Here is a 19,071-nt window from a genome sequence, read left to right as displayed (position 1 = left end):
ACATAAGACTATGAAATGGCATGATTTACTTTATTTCTCCAAGGGGGAAAGGCAGGCTCTTACCCTACTCCTTTCCTTAATAGCGATGGCATGGATCGCAATTATCGGGACGGATTTCTACCGTTCCCAATTTCAAACAGTTCCATTGGTAAACACCGGAATCAAACAAGATTCCTCACAGATCTATTCGAATAAAACACCTTCAAATTCCATTCGGAAAGAAAAAGAATCCCATTCGAACGAAACTAAAATCCCTTCCGAAGGGAAATCCAAACGCATCCGAAGGGAATCAAAGCCCCATTTTCCCTCTTATCCCAAAGCAGAAAAATGGCCGCAAGGAACGGTTGTCGAATTAAACTCGGCTGATACCACCGCCCTTAAAATGGTTCCGGGAATTGGTAGCGTTTTTGCCAAGCGGATCATTAAATACAGGGACTTATTAGGAGGATTTTATTCCGTAGAACAACTAGGAGAAGTATATGGTATTGACGAGGATCGTTATGAAGCGATGAAATCGTGGTTTTCCGTGGACCCGTCAGTTATTAGTCATCTATTTGTCAACCAACTGTCAGCTAAAAAACTAGCCAGTCACCCATATGTCAGTTATAAACAAGCTAGGATCATCGAAAAAATGATCCGGAAAAAAGGGAAATTACAAGGTTGGGAGGATTTATCCCTATTGGAAGAGTTTCCGGAGCACGAACAACAACGATTACGATATTATCTTTCATTCCATTGATATTTTCACTATGTTTGTAACAAAACATATTCTGTATGATCTATCTGAAGCAAGTAAAATTACTGGACCCGGACTTGGTAGCCGGCGATCCCGAGGAGCTAAAGTATCCTTATAAAGCTCCGGCAGTACGTTTCACGGAATCATTCATTTTCCGCAAGCCGGTCACTTTCCTTGTCGGGGAGAACGGGGCGGGAAAATCCACCCTGCTGGAAGCGATGATGAGTAAATATGAGGAAAGGGATGAGGAAGAACCGGGTATGCTATATGACGGAACCGAGGCATACAAGATTTACGCCAATGTCTTACCCGAGCATATTAAACTGATCGAGACCCAAAAACCGGAAAAGCATTTCTTCTTCCGGGCAGAATCCTTTTTTAACCATGCGGCCGAATTGGATAGGCAAGCCCAACTGGAATTACGTAAGTACAGCCGGATCTACGCCTATAAAGCTTACGGTGGCAGGAGTTTATTGGAGCAATCGCACGGCGAGAGCTTTCTCTGCGCTTTTCTGAATTATGCCAGCCGCAATACATTATTTATATTAGACGAACCGGAAGCCGCACTCTCCCCACAACGGCAGCTGGCCCTTTTAGTGCGTATCCACGAACTGGTGAATAACGGTTGCCAACTGATTATCTCCACGCATTCCCCGATCCTGATGGCTTATCCGAACGCGGACATTTACGCCATCGATGATACCGGAGCGCATGTCACCCCGTATGAGGAAACCGAGCATTACCAACTCACTAAATATTTCCTCACGCATACGGAGCAAATGATGAAAGAACTGCTTGGGTGATATTATTTCTCCCAAGCATTCAAGATCTCGGCAATGTAAACGATATGCGCATTACCGTTCTTCTCATCATACCAACGAGGGAAAACGGTAGGATCTAAAAACTTGGCCTCCTCGATCTCGGACTTATAGACCACTTTGCATTCCAACGTAAGGCGAGCTTCCTCGAATACCGGGTTGCCGGCCTCCGTAAAGAGCGGCGTCAACCCCGTAGCGGCCACTTTATCAATCTCCCGTCCGGATTTAGAGCCACAAATGCTATGGGCTTTCCGGTGCTCCGGTCCTAGGAAAGTAATCGTGAATTCATTCCTAGCATCGATAAACTCACGGGTATAACGCTCCGGACGAATAAAGGCAAACACCACCGGACGGTTCCATAACACTCCCACGCCGCCCCAACTGGCAGTCATCATATTAAACTTCTCCTTATCACCGGCGCTTACCAGCATCCACTCCTTACCAATCAACTCGATAAAGTTGTCTTTGATCTCATTCGGATTAATCGCTTTCATATCTCATTTTATTTTTCCTCAAAGATATAAAATATTCCCTTACTTACCGGTACTCATCACACCGGAGTCATTATCAGCGTTATTCACCTTCTTCTGGCCGGCGCTGAACTTACGGCCGAAGGAGAAATTATAGGAGATCGTCGCGATGAATAAGCGAGAACTTTCCTTGATATAATTTGAACGGCGGAAAGAGGCGTATTGGTTCCAGTTCTCCGTCTCCTGCTTATAATTATCCGTAAACGGATTGATGACACGCAGGCCAACCATCAAGTCCTTATGCCGATAACCGAGTTGAATTCCTTGGATATTCTCACCCCCACTCATCGTCTCGCCCTTAAACCAGTTCCAATTTGTCATTACCATATACCAAAGCGACCATTTCTTCCATGTAGCGGAAACATTCGCCTCGCACCACCAGTTCGTATATCGATGCGTGTAGGTATTACCGTTACTCATATAATGGTTCATACCACCATTGACAGAAAATTGCAAGATGTCCTTGATCGGACCGACCCGCAAATTGGCAGACGCGACAACCCGTTGCCAGTTTTTCTGATTATCCCAAGTCTGGATGATCTTATTTCCTTCCAGATATTTCTCGTCCATGATAGCGTCCGGCTGATACTCATAAGCGCCCAAGGCATTCACGTAAAACAGACCTTTGCGAAACTCGTAATTCAATTCCGTATAATAACTCATATAAGACTTCAGGTTGGGATTACCCCGCTGTATTTGCAAGGAATCGATCACTTGGTCAATCGCACTCAACTCACCCAAAGAAGGAGTCACATTCCCCATCGTTGATTTCAAACGGATGGAAGACTCCCCGGGCAAAGCATAAAACAAGGTCAACCGGGGACTCACCGTATAACGTTCATAATCCGCATCCTCACCCCGTTGACTATAAGACGAGCGATTCACGGTCACACCCAACGAGTAATCCAGTTTTTTCACCTTTCCCTTGAACTCCGCATATACGGAACTCTCCATCTGTTCCATATGCGTCTTATAGTTATGCCCATTGATATAACTGTTATCCGAGAAAGATTGGTTATGGCGTAAACCGCCGCTCAACCGATTACCATTCGTTAATTTCTTCTCATAGATAGCCTCGCCGATAATCGAGTATTTATCACCATCCACCACATTATTTACATCAGTCAACAATTGTTCATGTTTACTCTCTTGATAGATACGGGTCGATTTCGTTTGGTTATAAGTCCCTACCACGTTAAACACCAAGGTCTGGTTATGCTTCAAATCCCGTTGGTAATATAAATCCAGCGCAGGAGCTTGATAGGCTGATCCCGATAGATCGATCATATCCACTTTATCCTCCGGATTCGCCTTATTCATCAAGACTCCTTGATAATCCCAATGCGGTTGATGATTATTCCGGTAGCGGAACGTGGCGTTAAACATATACTTATCCGGCTTTTGATAGCTATAGTTCACATTCAGGTTATGCATGAACAAACGAGCGCGCGAAGGTTCGCCTATTTCCACACGGTTCAAGGTCGTTCCATTCGCTAAATGGAACTCTTCCTCGTTATTCCGTTTCATTCCATAGAAATCACGAGGACCGATCCGATAAGAAGCGCCCCATTCCGAGTTCTTATGATTGATCTTTCCCCAAGCATTATGTTCACCCCACATGGAATTGATACCTTGCGCCATGTCCAGACCAAAACTACCTCCCGTATCCGGCCGGCGAACAATATAATCCAGCACGATATCGGCATTGCCGTAACGTAAGCCCGGGTTATCATGATATTCTATACGGATGATATCCGAGGGATTCAAGGCCTTGATCTCATCCTGTTCCACCTTCACGCCATTGATACGCACTTGGACTACCCCATTTCCCGTGGCCTTGATCTCGTTGTTCAACAAATCCACCTGCACTCTCGGTAGCATCATCTGCTGCAACAAATCCATACCGTTTCCCGAAGCCTTCATCTGGCGATCCGATGGGAAGACCACTTTTTTATCGGCATGGCTCGTCTGGGCAGAGGCGCTAACCGTCACCCCGTCTAAGGATACCGCATCATCATTTAAGGATATTTCTCCCAAAGAAATATTCTTGGACAAGCCTTCCAAGGAAATATACTCCGTCTTAAAGCCTAGACTAGAGACAGATAGAATATAACTCCCTTTTTTAATCTTATTTAATAAAAAATGCCCCTTCATATCCGTAGTCGTACCCGCTACAAAAGAAGAGTCCATTGTTTGCAATACCACATTTGCAAATTCCAAGATTTCTTTGTTGCGAGCGTCCCGCACCATTCCCTTTATCTCCAAGTTCTGAGCAAAAGCTCCCTGTACCATACCGCCTAGCAGTATGATCCAAATCATCATCCGTTTCATTTTTATCGTATTTTTTCCGAATATAGCAGGGTGGCCTTTCCCGCTTATCATTTGTTTCTAACTATAAGACGACAGCCGTTTGGAAAACGTTACAAGAAAATGATAAAAAAATAATATTTCGATGAATTTGCTTCGTAGATACGTATCTTTGTAACCAAACAACAGATTATAAATCATGGAGCTATTGAATAATTGGATCAACGGAGTCAACGATATATTATGGTCATACATCCTTATTATCATGTTATTGGGATGCGCCGTATGGTTTACGATAAAAAGTAGGTTCGTGCAATTCCGCATGATTGGCGAGATGATCCGATTATTAGGCGATTCTGCCGGGAAAGGAGAAAAAGGGGAAAAGCATATCTCCTCTTTCCAAGCCTTCGCCGTATCTTTAGCCAGCCGTGTAGGGACCGGAAACCTAGCCGGTGTAGCGACAGCCGTAGCGATCGGCGGACCCGGATCCGTATTCTGGATGTGGCTGATCGCTTTACTTGGTTCTTCCAGCGCATTCGTGGAGTCTACGTTAGCTCAATTATATAAAGAAAAAGGGAAAGACTCGTTCATTGGCGGTCCCGCTTACTATATGCTACATGGTTTGGGGTTACGATGGATGGGGGTATTATTTGCCGTATTGATTTCGATAACCTTTGGCTTTGCCTTTAATTCCGTACAAAGCAATACGATCTGCGCAGCTTGGGAAGGCGCTTTTGGCATCGATCATGCTTGGATCGGAGCGATTCTTACGGTACTTACGTTAATCGTCATATTCGGAGGTATTCAGCGCATCGCAAGAGTAAGCAGTATTGTCGTACCGGTCATGGCATTAGGATATATAGCATTGGCGTTGGGAATCGTACTGTTTAATATTACCCGCCTACCCGCTGTTATAGAAACCATTCTGTCAAACGCTTTTGGTTGGGAACAGGCGATAGGCGGTAGTGTCGGAGCGGCGTTGATGCAAGGGATTAAACGAGGTCTATTCAGTAATGAGGCCGGTATGGGATCGGCACCGAATGTAGCGGCTACGGCGCATGTCTCCCATCCAGTCAAACAAGGATTGATCCAAGCATTAGGCGTATTTAGCGACACGCTGATTATCTGTACCTGCACGGCGTTCATCATCTTGTTTAGCGGAGCGCCATTAGACGGCTCCATCAATGGAGTCCAGCTCACGCAACAAGCTTTGAGTAACGAGGTGGGTAGCATCGGTAGTACGTTTGTCGCTTTAGCGATCCTTTTATTCGCGTTCAGTAGTATTATCGGTAATTACTATTACGGAGAAGCGAATATTCGTTTTATCACGTCCAAGAGAAGTGTCTTATTTATTTATCGTATATTAGTCGGTGGAATGGTCATGTTCGGTGCGTTGGCTAGTTTAGACTTGGCTTGGAGCCTAGCGGACGTGACCATGGGACTGATGACGATCTGCAATTTGATCGCGATCTCATTGTTGAGCCGTCAAGCGTTCCTATTATTACAGGATTACGTAGCCCAAAAGAAAGCGGGTATTAAAAGCCCTGTATTCGATAAGAACAAGATACCCGAGTTGAAAGACAAAGCGCAGTGTTGGTGATCAGACAAACATATTGAAGTATGATAAAAAGCAAGATGATAAGCTTTTACATAGCGGTCATGATGATATGGACCTGTACGGTAAAAGCTCAAGATGATGATAAATCCATTATCCACAAAATAGGATTCGACGTACGTCCCTCGTATGTCGCCCCTACTAGTAAATTCCTCAAAGATGACGGCTATGGAAACGGGCTTACTTTACGTAAGGCGGCTTCATTCCATTTGAAATACGGATTCCAACTGAATCCTAACTCTAAGGAGGGCCAGCTTTATCCGCACACTTACCAAGGAATAGCCGTCTCTTATAATACCTTTGGAAACCGGCAGGAAGTTGGTAATCCTTGGGCGGCGTATGTTTTCCAAAGTTCCCGCATCGCCAAGATCTCTTCCCGGTTATCCTTCGATTATGAATGGAATTTCGGAGCCTCATTTGGTTGGCATCCGTATGATGATAACAATAATTACCGCAATAAGATCATCGGTTCTAAGATCAATGCCTATATCAATCTGGGCTTTTTCCTCAACGCGAAACTATCCCGTTATTGCAACCTGCTTGTCGGGGCGGATTTAACGCATTACTCAAACGGAAATACTCATCTTCCGAATGCGGGATTGAATACGATTGGTGGCCGGATCGGACTCGTCTACACGCTCAATCCTATCGAGGAAAGCCATCATGAGATAGGTACTGCACGTTCCTTACCTGAAAATCAGTTGTACCTCTCCAGCTTTTGGCAACGCATCAGCTACGATGTCATCCTATACGGCGCGACCCGTGCTAAGGGGGTTATGCTTGGTGACGAGGCTCATATCTTTCCCGGTCATTTCGGTATCCTCGGATTCAACCTCAACCCGATGTACAAATTCAACCGGTTCCTAAAAGCAGGTATCTCCCTAGACGGCCAATATGACGAAAGCGCAAATATTTATTCCGACGAGATCATCCAAGTCGGCGAAGAACCCCGATTCTACCGCCCGCCCCTACACGAGCAAATCGGTATCGGCCTCTCCGCCCGTGGCGAGTTCACGATGCCATTCTTCTCGATCAATATAGGAGTCGGACATAATTTATTTTACAACAAAGGCGATCTGAAAGGATTATACCAGATCCTAGCCCTCAAGGTATCGGTTACACGAAATTTATTCCTGCATGTCGGATACCAACTGCACAAGTTCCATAATCCGAATAACTTGATGTTGGGGGTTGGGTATAGGTTCCATAATTAGCCTCACTCATAAATCAAGCAAAACAACCGTTCCGGCGCAAGTACCTCATTAGCCACCTCAAGGATTTGCCCGGCGGTTATTTTCTCGATCTGGGCGAATACCTCGGGGAGAGTATCGTAACGGTTGTAATGGAGGTAGCTTTTTCCTAAGCCAAGGAAAAGACCCTCCCGGTTATCGCCCGACACGCCCAGTTGACCGATTACCTGCTTCTTGGCGGCGGCTAATTGAGTGGCGGACAGCTTTACGTCACGTAAACGGGCCAATTCCTTATGCACCAAACGCATCGCTTTCTCACGGTTCTTCGGGTCTGTCCCGAAATAGATACTGGCTAGTCCGGTATCGGTATAAGAGGTTATATTGGATTCTACGTTATAGACCAAACCATGCTTTTCCCGCAAGGAGACATTCAAGCGGTTATTCATGCCCGGACCACCCAAAATATTATTCAACAAAAATAAAGGAATGCGCTTTTTATCGTGCATACTGAAAGCCCGGCCACCGATCAGTACATGGGCTTGATGGGTATCTTTATGGATCTGGCGTACGCAAGCCTCGATGGGGTCCGGAGCTTTCCGGATCCGTTCAGCCATCGGGAAAGAGATATCGCTTAAAGCGGATTCCGCTGATTTCAAGATCTTCTTGAAGTCTTTTCGTCCCATCGAGAAGAACACCATATTCTCCGGGGCGTAAAAACGACGCATGAAAGAACGACCGGACTCGGAGTCAAAGCGAAGAAGAGATTCCTCATCCCCTAAGATATTATGCCCGAGGGTATGACCCTTATAAAGCAAGTTCTCAAACTCGTCGAATATAAGTTCCGAAGGACTATCCTCATACGAATTGATCTCATCCAAGATGACATCTACCTCCTTCTCGATCTCCTGTTTGGGGAATTGGGAATGGAAAACCAGATCGGTCAATAGCTCAAACGCCCGGCCAAAATCCTCCTCCATAAAAATGGAATAAACAAAGGTCTCTTCCTTCGTCGTATAGGCATTCAACTCCCCTCCTACGTTCTCCATACGGTTCAGGATATGCCACGCTTTCCGTTTCTCCGTACCTTTGAAGATCATGTGTTCAACGAAATGCGCCAAGCCAAATTCATCCTCGTTCTCATCCCGTGTACCGGCGTTCACGGCGAAACCGCAGTAAGAGACCGGGGAATTAACCGGGAGATGTACCATGCGAAGTCCATTCGGCAATGTATGAGCGATATAATCCATTTTCCTTCTTGTTTGTATCAGCCCGCAAAGGTACGAAAGACTTTCCGGAAAAACATGTACGTCTTTTTCAAAAAACATGTACGTGTTTCCGGAAAAAGACGTACGTGTTTTTTTCGATCTATTTGCCTCCTTGGAAAAAATACCTACATTTGTGTAAATTAAACAGATAAGGCTATGGGAAATATCGTCCGAAAATTACCGATAGGCATACAGAGTTTTGACAAACTACGTACAGAGAACTATTTGTATGTTGACAAGACCGAGTTCATTTATCAAATGGCATACCAAGGTGTCCCTTATTTCCTAAGCCGCCCCCGGCGATTCGGGAAAAGCTTGCTGCTATCGACATTCAAGGCATATTTCGAGGGGAAGAAAGAATTGTTCCGGGGATTAGCCATAGAGAAACTAGAGACCGAGTGGAAAGAGCATCCGGTACTTCATTTCAGCCTCAACGCCGAGTTGTACGATAGCCGCAAGGCATTGGAGAATATGCTGGAACGCCAGTTGAGGGAATGGGAAAAAATATATGATACCGGAGGAGAGGGTATCACCTATTCCGGACGGTTCATGACCATCATACGAAGGGCGGCGGAGATAACCGGAAGGAAGGTGGTCGTACTGATCGACGAGTACGATAAGCCATTACTTAGGAACCTGCACAACGAAGAGCTACAGAACGAGTTCCGGGAATTATTGACCGCTTTCTATACGGTCCTCAAAGATGCCGATCCTTGGCTGCGCTTCGTATTCATAACCGGTGTCACCAAGTTCGCGCAAGTCGGTATTTTCAGCAACCTAAATCATTTGAACGACATCAGCCTAGCCCCGCAATACGCGGCCCTTTGTGGCATGACATTGCCCGAGATCGAGGCGACTTTCCAGCCGGAGCTTTATGCCTTGGCCGAGGCGAATAAGCTTTCATACGAAGATACCATCGAGAAAATTACACGCCGATACGACGGCTACCATTTTGATTTCCGCAGCGGTATCACCCTTTATAACCCGTTTAGCGTATTGAACGTGTTGAGTAAACAGGTCTTTTACGACTATTGGTTTGCTTCCGGTACCCCGACATTCTTGGCGGAGATGTTACGGAAAACGAATTACGATATACGGGAGCTGGACGGGATAGAGGTATCCGAGGTATCCCTTTCGGACGATCGGGCGAACATCAATAATCCCGTGCCCATGATTTATCAAAGCGGATATTTGACAATCAAAAGCTACGATGAACGTTTTCGGTTATATACGTTAGGATACCCGAATGAGGAAGTTAAATATGGATTTTTGAATTTTGTAGCCTCCATGTATGCGCATTTACCGGAAACCGAGACTCCCTTTTATATCGGAAAGTTCATTCAAGAGCTGGAAAGCGGAAACACCGAGGCTTTCCTCACCCGCCTAAAGGCTTTCTTCGCCGACATACCCTACGAGCTGAATGACCGGACCGAGCGTCATTACCAAGTGGTTTTCTACATCGTATTCAAGCTACTAGGACAATTCACCGAGGCCGAGGTACGTTCGGCCCAAGGACGTGCCGATGCCATTGTAAAAACTCCTCGCTACATCTACGTATTCGAGTTTAAGCTGAGAGGTACGGCGGAAGAGGCGATTCGGCAAATCGACGATCGAGGCTATCTGATTCCTTATACGGCCGACGAACGGGAAGTAGTCAAAGTGGGGGTCGCTTTCGACGCAGCCACTCGCAACTTAGGTGAATGGCTGATTGAAAAAACATTGTAATTCTATGAGAAACATGAAAATAATAACCTGTTTACTAACAATCACTTCCTTGGTTTTTACCGCTTGTGGAGGAGGAAGTAATGATATAGAGAAAGCGAAAAGCGTAGCGACCACGGAACATTTAAAGCGATACACCGAGGCCATCTCGCATGACTCCTGCCAAGGCCGTAAACCATTCTCGGAAGGGGCCGACCGTGCGGTGAACTATATCGCTCACCAAATGAAAGAGGTTGGGCTGAAACCCATCAACGGCGATTCTTATTTCCAACAGGTTAATATCATATCCTCACGCACACGATGCCCGGACCCGATGGTCCTAAAGACCCCGAAAGGGAAAATCCCCTTAGATTGGTTGGAAGGTTACACCGCTTTCTCCGCACGGATCGAGCCGGAGATCGATATAGACAACGCAGAACTGGTATTCGCCGGCTATGGGATCGTAGCCCCCGAGTATGGGAAAAATGATTTCGAGGGAATCGAGAACCCGCAGGATAAAGTAGCGGTCGTTATCGTAAATGACCCGGGACTCGGAAGCGACAACACGGATTATTTTAACGGTGATATCATGACCTATTACGGTCGTTGGATGTATAAATTCGAGGAGGGCGCCCGACAGGGATTAAAAGGAGTTTTGATCATCCATGAAGACCGGGGAGCGGGCTATCCTTGGTCGGTCGTACGAGCTTCCGCCCAATCTAAGATGTATGTGGACAGCGATAGCGATGCCTATCATTGCCCGCTAAACGGCTGGATCCAATTCAATGCCGCCAAGCAATTGCTGGCCGATAATGGCTACGACATTGACCAACTAATCGAGCAATCTAAATCGCCAGACTTCAAGCCCATCTCCTTGAAATCTACGGTAACCGTCTCGATGAGGAACACCTTCGACCGCCAGCAAAGCCCCAACGTAATCGGTTATATTCCCGGTAGCGGGAACACGGATGAGAGTGTTATTTATCTAGGCCATTGGGACCATCTAGGCTATGGAGCACCGATCAACGGCGACAGTATCATCAACGGCGCTACCGATAACGCCGTAGCCATCGCATGGATGCTCGAGATGGCACGTTGTTTCAATGCCTTGAAAGAGAAACCCCGCCGGAATATCGTCTTCCTCTCCCCTACTTGCGAGGAGACCGGATTCCTCGGTACGAAATACTATGTGGAGCACCCGTTGTTCCCGATTGATAAGATAGCCGCCGTAATCAATCTGGATGTCTTCCCGCTATGGGGCGAGAACAACGATGTCACGATCACCGGATACGGCAACTCCGAGCTGGATGATACCCTAGCCGAGCTAGCGAAGAAATACAACCGTTACATCATGCCCGACCCCGACGCTTATAACGGGATGTTCTATCGCTCCGACCATTTCCCTTTCGTACAAAAAGGCATCCCGGCCATGTTCGCCAAAGGTTGGAACGACAACCGCAAACAGGGTAAGGAGTGGGCCAAAGAGCATATCGCACATTATTGGGCGGAAACTTACCACAAACCGACCGACCAGACCCATCCCGACACGGATGATTACAGTGGTCTGTTACAAGAAGTACAATTATTCTTCGACCTCGGTTATAAACTGGCACAAGATACCGGATACCCGAAATGGAAGCCGAAGTCCGAATTCGCAAACGTCTTAAAAAGATAAATTGTCTGAAATAGATGATGCCAATATCAGTAAATATAAATACTTTCGCGATCGTTATTCAGGCAGGAATGCCGTAAAACAATCAATCAACAATATGGTAAACGAAAATATCACCTCTTTATTGGAGCAGGAAGCGGAAGCGGTTCGCAACATACCCGTTACACCCGGATATGAGGAAGCGGTATCGCTTATAGTGAAACATGTACACGACCTAGGTGGAAAACTGATCATGAGTGGAATGGGTAAAGCCGGGCAAATCGCCTTGAATATCGCTACCACCTTTAGCTCGACCGGTACACCTGCTTTTTTCTTACATCCCAGCGAGGCACAACACGGAGATCTGGGAATCGTATGCAAGAACGATATCATGTTATTGATCTCCAACTCAGGAAAGACACGTGAACTGGTGGAATTGGTAGATCTCACGAGGGGTTTGGTGCCAGACATGAAATTTATCGTTATCACCAGTAACCCGGATAGTCCTCTAGCCGCCGAGGCGAACGTATGCCTGTTGACCGGCGCTCCCAAGGAAGTTTGCCCGTTAGGCCTTACGCCGACTACCTCCACGACCGTCATGACGGTAATAGGCGATATCCTCGTGGTCGGAACCATGAAGCGTATCCATTTCACCAACAAGGATTACGCCAAGCGCCATCACGGGGGCTACTTAGGCTCCAAGAGCCGTGAGCTAAGCAAGAACGAATAACAAACCAGTATATAGTCATGAGAAAAGTCTTTGGTATAGGAGAAACCATCCTCGATATCATTTTCAGGAACGACCAACCACAGAAGGCCGTTCCCGGTGGCTCCGTCTTCAACGGATTGATATCATTAGGTCGATTGAATGTCCCCGTATCCTTTATCAGCGAGCTGGGCAACGACCGGGTTGGTGACATGATTCGGGATTTCATGGAAGATAACCACATCACGACCGAGTTCGTAGACCGTTTCCCCGATGGGAAAAGTCCTATATCACTCGCTTTTCTGGACGACGATAAGAACGCTAATTATATCTTCTACAAGGATTACCCGGCGCAACGGCTGGAGGTGCCCCTGCCTAAGATCGAGAAAGACGATATTTTCGTGTTTGGCTCTTATTATTCCCTGAACCCGGTCTTGCGGACTCGTATGGTAGAATTTCTGCAATACGCCCAAGAACGGAAAGCGATCATCTATTACGATCCCAATTTCCGCAAGGCACACGCTCATGAGGCGATCCGCCTCATGCCTACCGTACTGGAAAATCTGGAATTCGCCGACATCGTCCGGGGCTCGGACGAGGACTTCCAGAACCTTTATGGCAAGAGCGACGCACAGGAGGTTTACAAAGAGCATATTCAGTTTTATTGTGATCGTTTCTTAACAACTCACGGGGCAAACGGAGTCAATCTCCACACCCGTAATTTCACACGACATTTCGATTCCCCGCAAATCCAGCCGCTTAGTACCATCGGCGCCGGCGACAATTTTAACGCGGGTATTATCTACGGACTTCTAAAGTATGACGTACGCCATGCCGACCTTCCCTCTCTGGATCAGGATACTTGGGGAAAAATCATCCGCTGCGGAATGGACCTCGCCTCCGAGGTTTGCCAAAGCTATGATAATTATATATCCAAGGAGTTCGCGGCGAAGTATGTTAGTCAGTCTTAAATATCATTAATGAAGAAGCGGGAAAAACTTGTTTTACTATCTTTGTAAGGAAAGCTTATTATCATAGAAGACAATGTTAGGAAAGATTCTCTCTCTATTCGCCAGTGTGATCCTGTTAGTGGGTTGTTCCTCTAACGCACCCGACATACGAGCTATTTGCCTACGTGATGACATCGGAAATTACGTGATAAAATGGGAAACCGATCCGGTAATGGAGGGGATTGTCAAGATGACCGTGTCCGACAACCCGGATCTTTTCACCAACGAGTCCCCGATCATTTACGCCAACATCAAGGATGGCGTAGCTACTTACATCACGAACGATAATATATCACGTAAGTATTTCCGCCTTTCTTTTAATGATAAATACCCACGGATCATCGGGGCACGCTCGGCGGTTATGGATAGCGTACAGAATTTCCGGGATCTAGGCGGTTATACCTCTACAAACGGGAAGACGGTGAAATGGGGCAAGGTATTTCGCTCCGGCGAGTTAAGCAGCTTGAGCGAATGGGACTCCATCCGATTGGATAATCTAGGGATCAAGACCATCATCGACCTCCGTACGAACCAAGAAACCCTCACCGCCCCTATCAAATATACGAAAGCAAATATCCTGCAAATCCCCATCTCGGTCGGCAAGATCGCCGATGCCCCCCAACGTGTTATCGAGGGACGAATGCGGAAAGGAGACGCCGGGGTATATATGGAAGACGAGTACCTGCAATTCGTGACAGATAATACCGATCAGTTCGCCAAGGTACTGGAACAGTTCCAGAACGAGGATAATTACCCCATTCTCATCAGTTGTTCCTACGGAAAGGATCGTACCGGGTTTCTCACCGCCATGTTACTCGCCGCCTTGGATATTCCCCGGGACGCCATCATGGAAGACTACTTGACATCCAATCAATATATCGATACGAGTCATTTAGCTGATATCGTGAAACATCTCTCCACAGACGCCCAAGAAAGCATTACGGTCTTCCTTACGGCCAACGAGGGGCTCATGGACCTAGCTTTCCATAAAATCAAGAAAGAGTACGGTTCCACCGAGAAATATTTGTCGAAAGGATTACGTCTTACTGATAAGAAACGTGAAAGGCTCAAGGACATATTACTTTATTAAGAAAAAGAGCCACCCGGAAAAGATTCACTTACCCGATGGCTCTCGGTAATTCTCCACGTTTATGCCTGTTCTATTTGATAATTAATTGTTGAGTCAGCTTCTTGCCGTTCACAAAAACCAGCACAAAATACCTTCCACTTCTCAATTCCGATACAGGGATTTCAACTATAGGACGATCGAAAGTAAATTGTTTCAACAAGCTTGTTTCCGACCAGATTTGTACTTCATACTCACCTCCATTTTCTGTCGTAAACATAGGTTCCATACGTGGACTAGGCGTATTTACATCATTTAGAGTTAACGTTACTAGGCTGGTGGCAGGGTTCGGTGTCAAAGAAAAGCTATAATTTGAGGAGCAATCCACAGCCTCTACCTCACCAGTAGTTACCCAATCTCCATTCTTGCATCCCAACAAACGAGCTTCCATTGTATACCAACCCGGAGAGAGCATATTAGTCAGATCATTATCACCTTTCGAGGCGGTCCTCGTCATAACCACATTCAACCCCGGATATCTCAGCAACCGAACCTCATAAGAACTCAAATTATAATCAGACTCGATGGTGAAGATATTTCCGGAATGGCTCGTACACCATGTATCGTTTCCATTCACAGTGTTCCGATAGGTGATCATACAAGAGGTATAGCCTCCACTAATTACTTTCCGCTCTTGATTGTGGCTTTCAATACGGCAGGTCCGTTACCGGTAGAAGAGACCGTACAAGAAGTATTGCTTTGCGAGGTTATTCGCAAAGGCCCCGTGCATGACCAAGTAACTGTGGAGTTTGGATAACTTACAGAGAATGTTGAAGAAGAACAGACTTGGTCTGAACCACCGGTGATGGATATGGGATAGTAAGGAAGGAGGAAGTCGAGGAAGGAGGAAGATCGAACATACGCACAATAAGCTCTCTGAGTACTAGGATTTCCATGTACAGTTCCAATTACAACATGTCTCTGTAAAGAAGAATCCCAAATTGTCAATGCTCCACCACTATCACCTTTAGAAGGACTATGCTTACCATCATATGTAATAACAAAACTATTAGCAGCTCCTATAGTAGAATTTGAAACAATAGGAAGATCTACCTTTTTTAAATCATCTGACATTTTCCATTCTTTAAAAGGATCATCAATCACAAGAAAAGTAATCCCCCAACCTGTAACTCGAAGTATATTTCCTACATTATAATAAGAAGCCTTATTAGCTGAAAGAATATCTATAGCTTTTACATTTGTAGAATAAGACAAAGGCCTAGACAATATTAATAAAGCAATATCCAAAGAAGGGTGATAAACAATATTTGAAACAGAATACCAATTCGCACCAATATTTGAATATTTAGAACTACCAACTCCCACTTTAACCTCTTTTGCAGTATATTTTTCCACCACATGAGCAGCTGTTAAAATCAAGTTTGGAGCCAATATAGACCCTCCTCCGTTAAAAACACCTTTCGTTTGAATCGCAACCTGCCAAGGAACCTCTGATATATTGATATTAGATCCCTCCACTATTCGCTGTTGAGCATTTACAGGATAAAACAATATACCCAATAAAACACTAATAATTAAAAAAGTTTTTTCATAATACAATCATATTAAAAAGTTTATTCATTCAATTCTCGAACAGAAAGTACAGAAATATCAATTACTGAGGAATCCGATTTACACAATGGATATCTCTTTCTATCCCCAAAACAAAAGCCTACTTCTAAACGTTTTCCGTAGTGATTTTTATAAGGTATAACTATCTCATCATCACAATAAACTAAAGAATCCTCTAGAATAAGGAATATTCCCTCTGCCTCACAATTTACATTTGTAATAGTAACCTTTCTAATGTGTGGCCAACCAACACAATCAAACTCATCTGCATCAAAGACACTTTGTGTTTTCTCTTCCTTGCATCCCGGCAACAGGAAAAGTAAACTCAAAAAAGCAATAATCATTCTTTCTTTTTTCATAAGCTCTCTATTTTAGATTTATAAACGGTAACAAATCACAGTGCTTGATTCCTCCATCATGGCAACAAGCAGGTTCATCGGGCAAGACAGGCTCAAGACGGCCTTAATATATACAACAAAAAGTCTTTTAACTTTTCATTTATCTTAATCCATAGAAAATCTCCGTTCAGACCGTTTCTAACAAACTGTCACTTTTTGACACATTGTAATCTAAAGCCTCAGAGAATCGAATATTCCGGGACTTAGTACGGCTCGCTCGCAAATAAGGAAGAAATATTTCGCAATCAGCTATTGATTAACAAGATACCGAAAAACGGTCTTTCGCCACCTATCACACTTGGAAAAGGCACTATTTTCCCCCAAAGCACCACTTTATCCCCTTACCCTCCGGCTATATCATAGTATCAAGAAAAAGGACATGTCACGATATACGCCCTATTTCTATCAGAAAGATCAGACAAGAGCTGTTTCGCTAACAAATAAACGACACGGTTCGCATGCGACCGAGGTGCCCACCCTCTCCCAATAGGTAAAAACCATCCGTGGTTCGCTGATTTTTAGCGAATTTAGCATAACAATCCTATAGAATCCGAATTATTTACGTACCTTTGCGGCCACTGAATATTATCATATATACACAATCGCATTTTGAAAACATTTGAAGAATTAGGAGTTGCCGCACCGATATTAAAGGCAATCCAAGAGATGGGCTACGAATCGCCCATGCCCGTACAGGAAGAAGTGATTCCTTTCTTACTGGGAGAAGATAACGACGTAATCGCATTGGCACAAACAGGAACCGGCAAGACAGCCGCTTACGGCCTGCCGATCCTGCAAAAGATCAATGTCTCTCAATATCAGCCTCAAGCGCTTATCCTTTGTCCGACACGCGAGCTTTGCCTACAGATAGCGGACGATTTGAACGATTATTCTAAATACATCGATAACCTGAAGGTTCTCCCTGTATACGGAGGTTCCAGTATAGAGAGCCAGATCAAGACACTGAAGAGAGGCGTACACGTGGTAGTGGCTACCCCGGGACGTTTGATCGACTTGATGAACCGCAAGACGGTTGACTTAAGCAACGTAAAGAACGTCATTCTTGATGAGGCGGACGAGATGTTGAACATGGGTTTCACCGACAGTATCAACGAGATCTTGGCGGCTATACCGGAAAACCGCAATATGCTGCTCTTCTCCGCTACCATGCCGAAAGAGATTGCCTCTATCACCAAGAAATACATGAAGGACCCGAAAGAGATCGTCATTGGCAGGAAGAACGAGGGAAACAAGAATATCCGCGATATCTATTACATGGTTCGTGCGCAGGATAAATATCTCGCGTTGAAACGTCTAGCCGATTATTACCCGAACATCTACGGTATCATCTTCTGCCGTACCCGTAAGGAGACACAGGAGATCGCCGATAAATTGATTCAAGACGGCTATAACGCCGACTCCTTGCACGGCGAGCTGAGCCAAGCGCAACGTGATTACGTGATGCAGAAGTTCCGTATCAAGAATATCCAGTTATTGGTCGCTACGGACGTAGCCGCACGTGGTTTGGACGTGGATGACTTAACCCATGTAATCAATTACGGTCTGCCGGATGAGGTAGAATCTTATACCCACCGCCGCGGACGTACGGGCCGTGCGGGAAAAACGGGTATCGCTATCTCTATCTGCCACGTAAGGGAAAAAGGCAAGATCCGCGAGATCGAACGAATCATTAACAAGAAATTCGATAAAGGCAAGATGCCTACCGGTGAGCAAATCTGTGAGAAGCAATTGTTCAACTTGGTGGACCAGATCGAGAAAGTGAAAGTGAACGAGGAGGAAATCGCTAGTTTGATGCCTTCTATCTACCGTAAATTGGAATGGCTGGATAAGGAAGATATCATCAAGCGTGTCGTATCCTTGGAGTTCAACCGGATGATCGACTATTATAAAGATAACGATGATATCGAGGTTGTAGACGAGAGCGCCCCAAGAGAAAGAGGCAAACGTGGTGGTAGAGGCGAAGCGGAAGAAGGCTACACCCGTTTCTTTATCAACTTTGGAAAGACAGACGAGCTTACACCTCCTCAACTTATAGAGTTGGTTAATAAGTGTGTACCGGGTAAGGTTCGTATCGGTCGTATCGACTTACGTGATAATTTCTCATTCTTCGAGGTAGAAGAGGGAGAAGCCAACCGTGTCATGGACTCGATGAACGGCTTCGAGGTAGACGGACGACGTATCTCCGTAGAACCGGCGCAAGCGAAAGGCGAAGGTGGTAAAGGCAGTCGTGGTAGCCGTGGAGGTAGCCGTAGCGGAAACGGTTTCAGAGACCGACGGGATAGCGGTAGAAAAGGCAGAGATAGCCGTCGGGAAAGCGACCGTGGAGACCGTGGCGGTAGACGTTCCGGCCGTGGCGATGACAAACCGAAGCGTAAATTCTATGAGGACGCTCCTCGTGGAAAGAAAAAACGCAGTAAATAAAAAT

The 19,071-nt window shown here is 45.6% G+C and carries 16 protein-coding genes; 10 read left to right on the top strand and 6 right to left on the bottom strand.

Annotated features, from left to right (window positions below; translation table 11 throughout):
* The first annotated feature begins 10 nt into the window (after nucleotides 1-10).
* Together NBH07_RS09405 and NBH07_RS09400 are read left to right on the top strand one after the other, a co-directional pair.
* Nucleotides 11-739 carry a ComEA family DNA-binding protein gene (locus NBH07_RS09405; RefSeq protein ID WP_005860598.1) on the top strand — a complete coding sequence of 243 codons (729 nt, stop codon included), beginning with the start codon at nucleotides 11-13 and terminating at the stop codon, nucleotides 737-739.
* Nucleotides 740-774: 35 nt separating this feature from the next.
* Entirely contained in the window at nucleotides 775-1,539 is a 765-nt protein-coding gene (locus NBH07_RS09400; protein ID WP_005860596.1) for an AAA family ATPase, read from the top strand.
* A 2-nt stretch (nucleotides 1,540-1,541) separates the two neighbouring features.
* Here the strand turns inward: NBH07_RS09400 and NBH07_RS09395 are convergent, their stop codons facing one another.
* Nucleotides 1,542-2,048 (bottom strand): flavin reductase family protein, encoded by a 507-nt coding sequence (locus tag NBH07_RS09395; RefSeq protein ID WP_009016484.1) that lies wholly within the window; start codon nucleotides 2,046-2,048, stop codon nucleotides 1,542-1,544.
* 39 nt (nucleotides 2,049-2,087) lie between these two features.
* Nucleotides 2,088-4,415: a TonB-dependent receptor gene (locus NBH07_RS09390; protein WP_009016485.1), complete on the bottom strand. Its 2,328-nt coding sequence runs from the start codon at nucleotides 4,413-4,415 to the stop codon at nucleotides 2,088-2,090.
* A gap of 175 nt (nucleotides 4,416-4,590) precedes the next feature.
* Between NBH07_RS09390 and NBH07_RS09385 the strand changes: the two genes are divergently transcribed.
* Together NBH07_RS09385 and NBH07_RS09380 are read left to right on the top strand one after the other, a co-directional pair.
* A complete protein-coding gene (locus NBH07_RS09385) occupies nucleotides 4,591-5,991 on the top strand; it encodes an alanine/glycine:cation symporter family protein (RefSeq protein ID WP_009016486.1) in 1,401 nt (466 codons plus the stop codon).
* 20 nt (nucleotides 5,992-6,011) lie between these two features.
* A complete protein-coding gene (locus tag NBH07_RS09380) occupies nucleotides 6,012-7,220 on the top strand; it encodes an acyloxyacyl hydrolase (RefSeq protein ID WP_009016487.1) in 1,209 nt (402 codons plus the stop codon).
* A gap of 2 nt (nucleotides 7,221-7,222) precedes the next feature.
* Here NBH07_RS09380 and NBH07_RS09375 read toward each other — a convergent pair whose 3' ends face one another.
* A complete protein-coding gene (locus NBH07_RS09375; protein ID WP_005860586.1) occupies nucleotides 7,223-8,443 on the bottom strand; it encodes a M16 family metallopeptidase in 1,221 nt (406 codons plus the stop codon).
* Nucleotides 8,444-8,617: 174 nt separating this feature from the next.
* On the opposite strand from NBH07_RS09375, the gene NBH07_RS09370 reads away from it, so the two are divergent.
* The 5 genes from NBH07_RS09370 to NBH07_RS09350 all read left to right on the top strand — a co-directional run bounded on the left by NBH07_RS09370 (nucleotide 8,618) and on the right by NBH07_RS09350 (nucleotide 14,619).
* The gene (locus NBH07_RS09370) at nucleotides 8,618-10,186 is read left to right on the top strand and encodes a PD-(D/E)XK nuclease domain-containing ATP-binding protein (protein ID WP_005860584.1); all 1,569 of its coding nucleotides are present in this window, start codon (nucleotides 8,618-8,620) and stop codon (nucleotides 10,184-10,186) included.
* Nucleotides 10,187-10,190: 4 nt separating this feature from the next.
* Nucleotides 10,191-11,837, top strand: coding sequence for a M20/M25/M40 family metallo-hydrolase (locus NBH07_RS09365; protein ID WP_005860582.1), 1,647 nt, complete (start codon nucleotides 10,191-10,193; stop codon nucleotides 11,835-11,837).
* Nucleotides 11,838-11,931: 94 nt separating this feature from the next.
* Nucleotides 11,932-12,543 carry an SIS domain-containing protein gene (locus NBH07_RS09360; RefSeq protein ID WP_005860581.1) on the top strand — a complete coding sequence of 204 codons (612 nt, stop codon included), beginning with the start codon at nucleotides 11,932-11,934 and terminating at the stop codon, nucleotides 12,541-12,543.
* Nucleotides 12,544-12,560: 17 nt separating this feature from the next.
* Entirely contained in the window at nucleotides 12,561-13,490 is a 930-nt protein-coding gene (locus tag NBH07_RS09355) for a carbohydrate kinase family protein (protein WP_005860579.1), read from the top strand.
* Between the two features lie 73 nt (nucleotides 13,491-13,563).
* Complete coding sequence (locus NBH07_RS09350) at nucleotides 13,564-14,619, top strand: tyrosine-protein phosphatase (protein ID WP_005860577.1); 1,056 nt, start codon at nucleotides 13,564-13,566, stop codon at nucleotides 14,617-14,619.
* 70 nt (nucleotides 14,620-14,689) lie between these two features.
* Here NBH07_RS09350 and NBH07_RS09345 read toward each other — a convergent pair whose 3' ends face one another.
* Genes NBH07_RS09345 through NBH07_RS09335 form a run of 3 tightly spaced genes read right to left on the bottom strand, consistent with a single transcriptional unit; the run spans nucleotide 14,690 to nucleotide 16,586 of the window.
* Nucleotides 14,690-15,253, bottom strand: a complete 564-nt coding sequence (locus NBH07_RS09345) for a T9SS type A sorting domain-containing protein (protein ID WP_005860575.1) — start codon at nucleotides 15,251-15,253, stop codon at nucleotides 14,690-14,692.
* 23 nt (nucleotides 15,254-15,276) lie between these two features.
* Nucleotides 15,277-16,215: a S1 family peptidase gene (locus NBH07_RS09340; RefSeq protein ID WP_005860573.1), complete on the bottom strand. Its 939-nt coding sequence runs from the start codon at nucleotides 16,213-16,215 to the stop codon at nucleotides 15,277-15,279.
* A gap of 14 nt (nucleotides 16,216-16,229) precedes the next feature.
* Nucleotides 16,230-16,586: a hypothetical protein gene (locus NBH07_RS09335; protein WP_005860571.1), complete on the bottom strand. Its 357-nt coding sequence runs from the start codon at nucleotides 16,584-16,586 to the stop codon at nucleotides 16,230-16,232.
* Between the two features lie 705 nt (nucleotides 16,587-17,291).
* On the opposite strand from NBH07_RS09335, the gene NBH07_RS09330 reads away from it, so the two are divergent.
* A complete protein-coding gene (locus tag NBH07_RS09330) occupies nucleotides 17,292-19,067 on the top strand; it encodes a DEAD/DEAH box helicase (RefSeq protein WP_022191843.1) in 1,776 nt (591 codons plus the stop codon).
* The last annotated feature ends 4 nt before the right edge of the window (nucleotides 19,068-19,071 follow it).

The organism is Parabacteroides sp. B2-S-102, from assembly GCF_023656665.1.
GTDB lineage: Bacteria > Bacteroidota > Bacteroidia > Bacteroidales > Tannerellaceae > Parabacteroides > Parabacteroides distasonis.
Note: the sequence above shows the minus strand (reverse complement) of the source record. Positions and strands in the feature narration are given on the sequence as shown.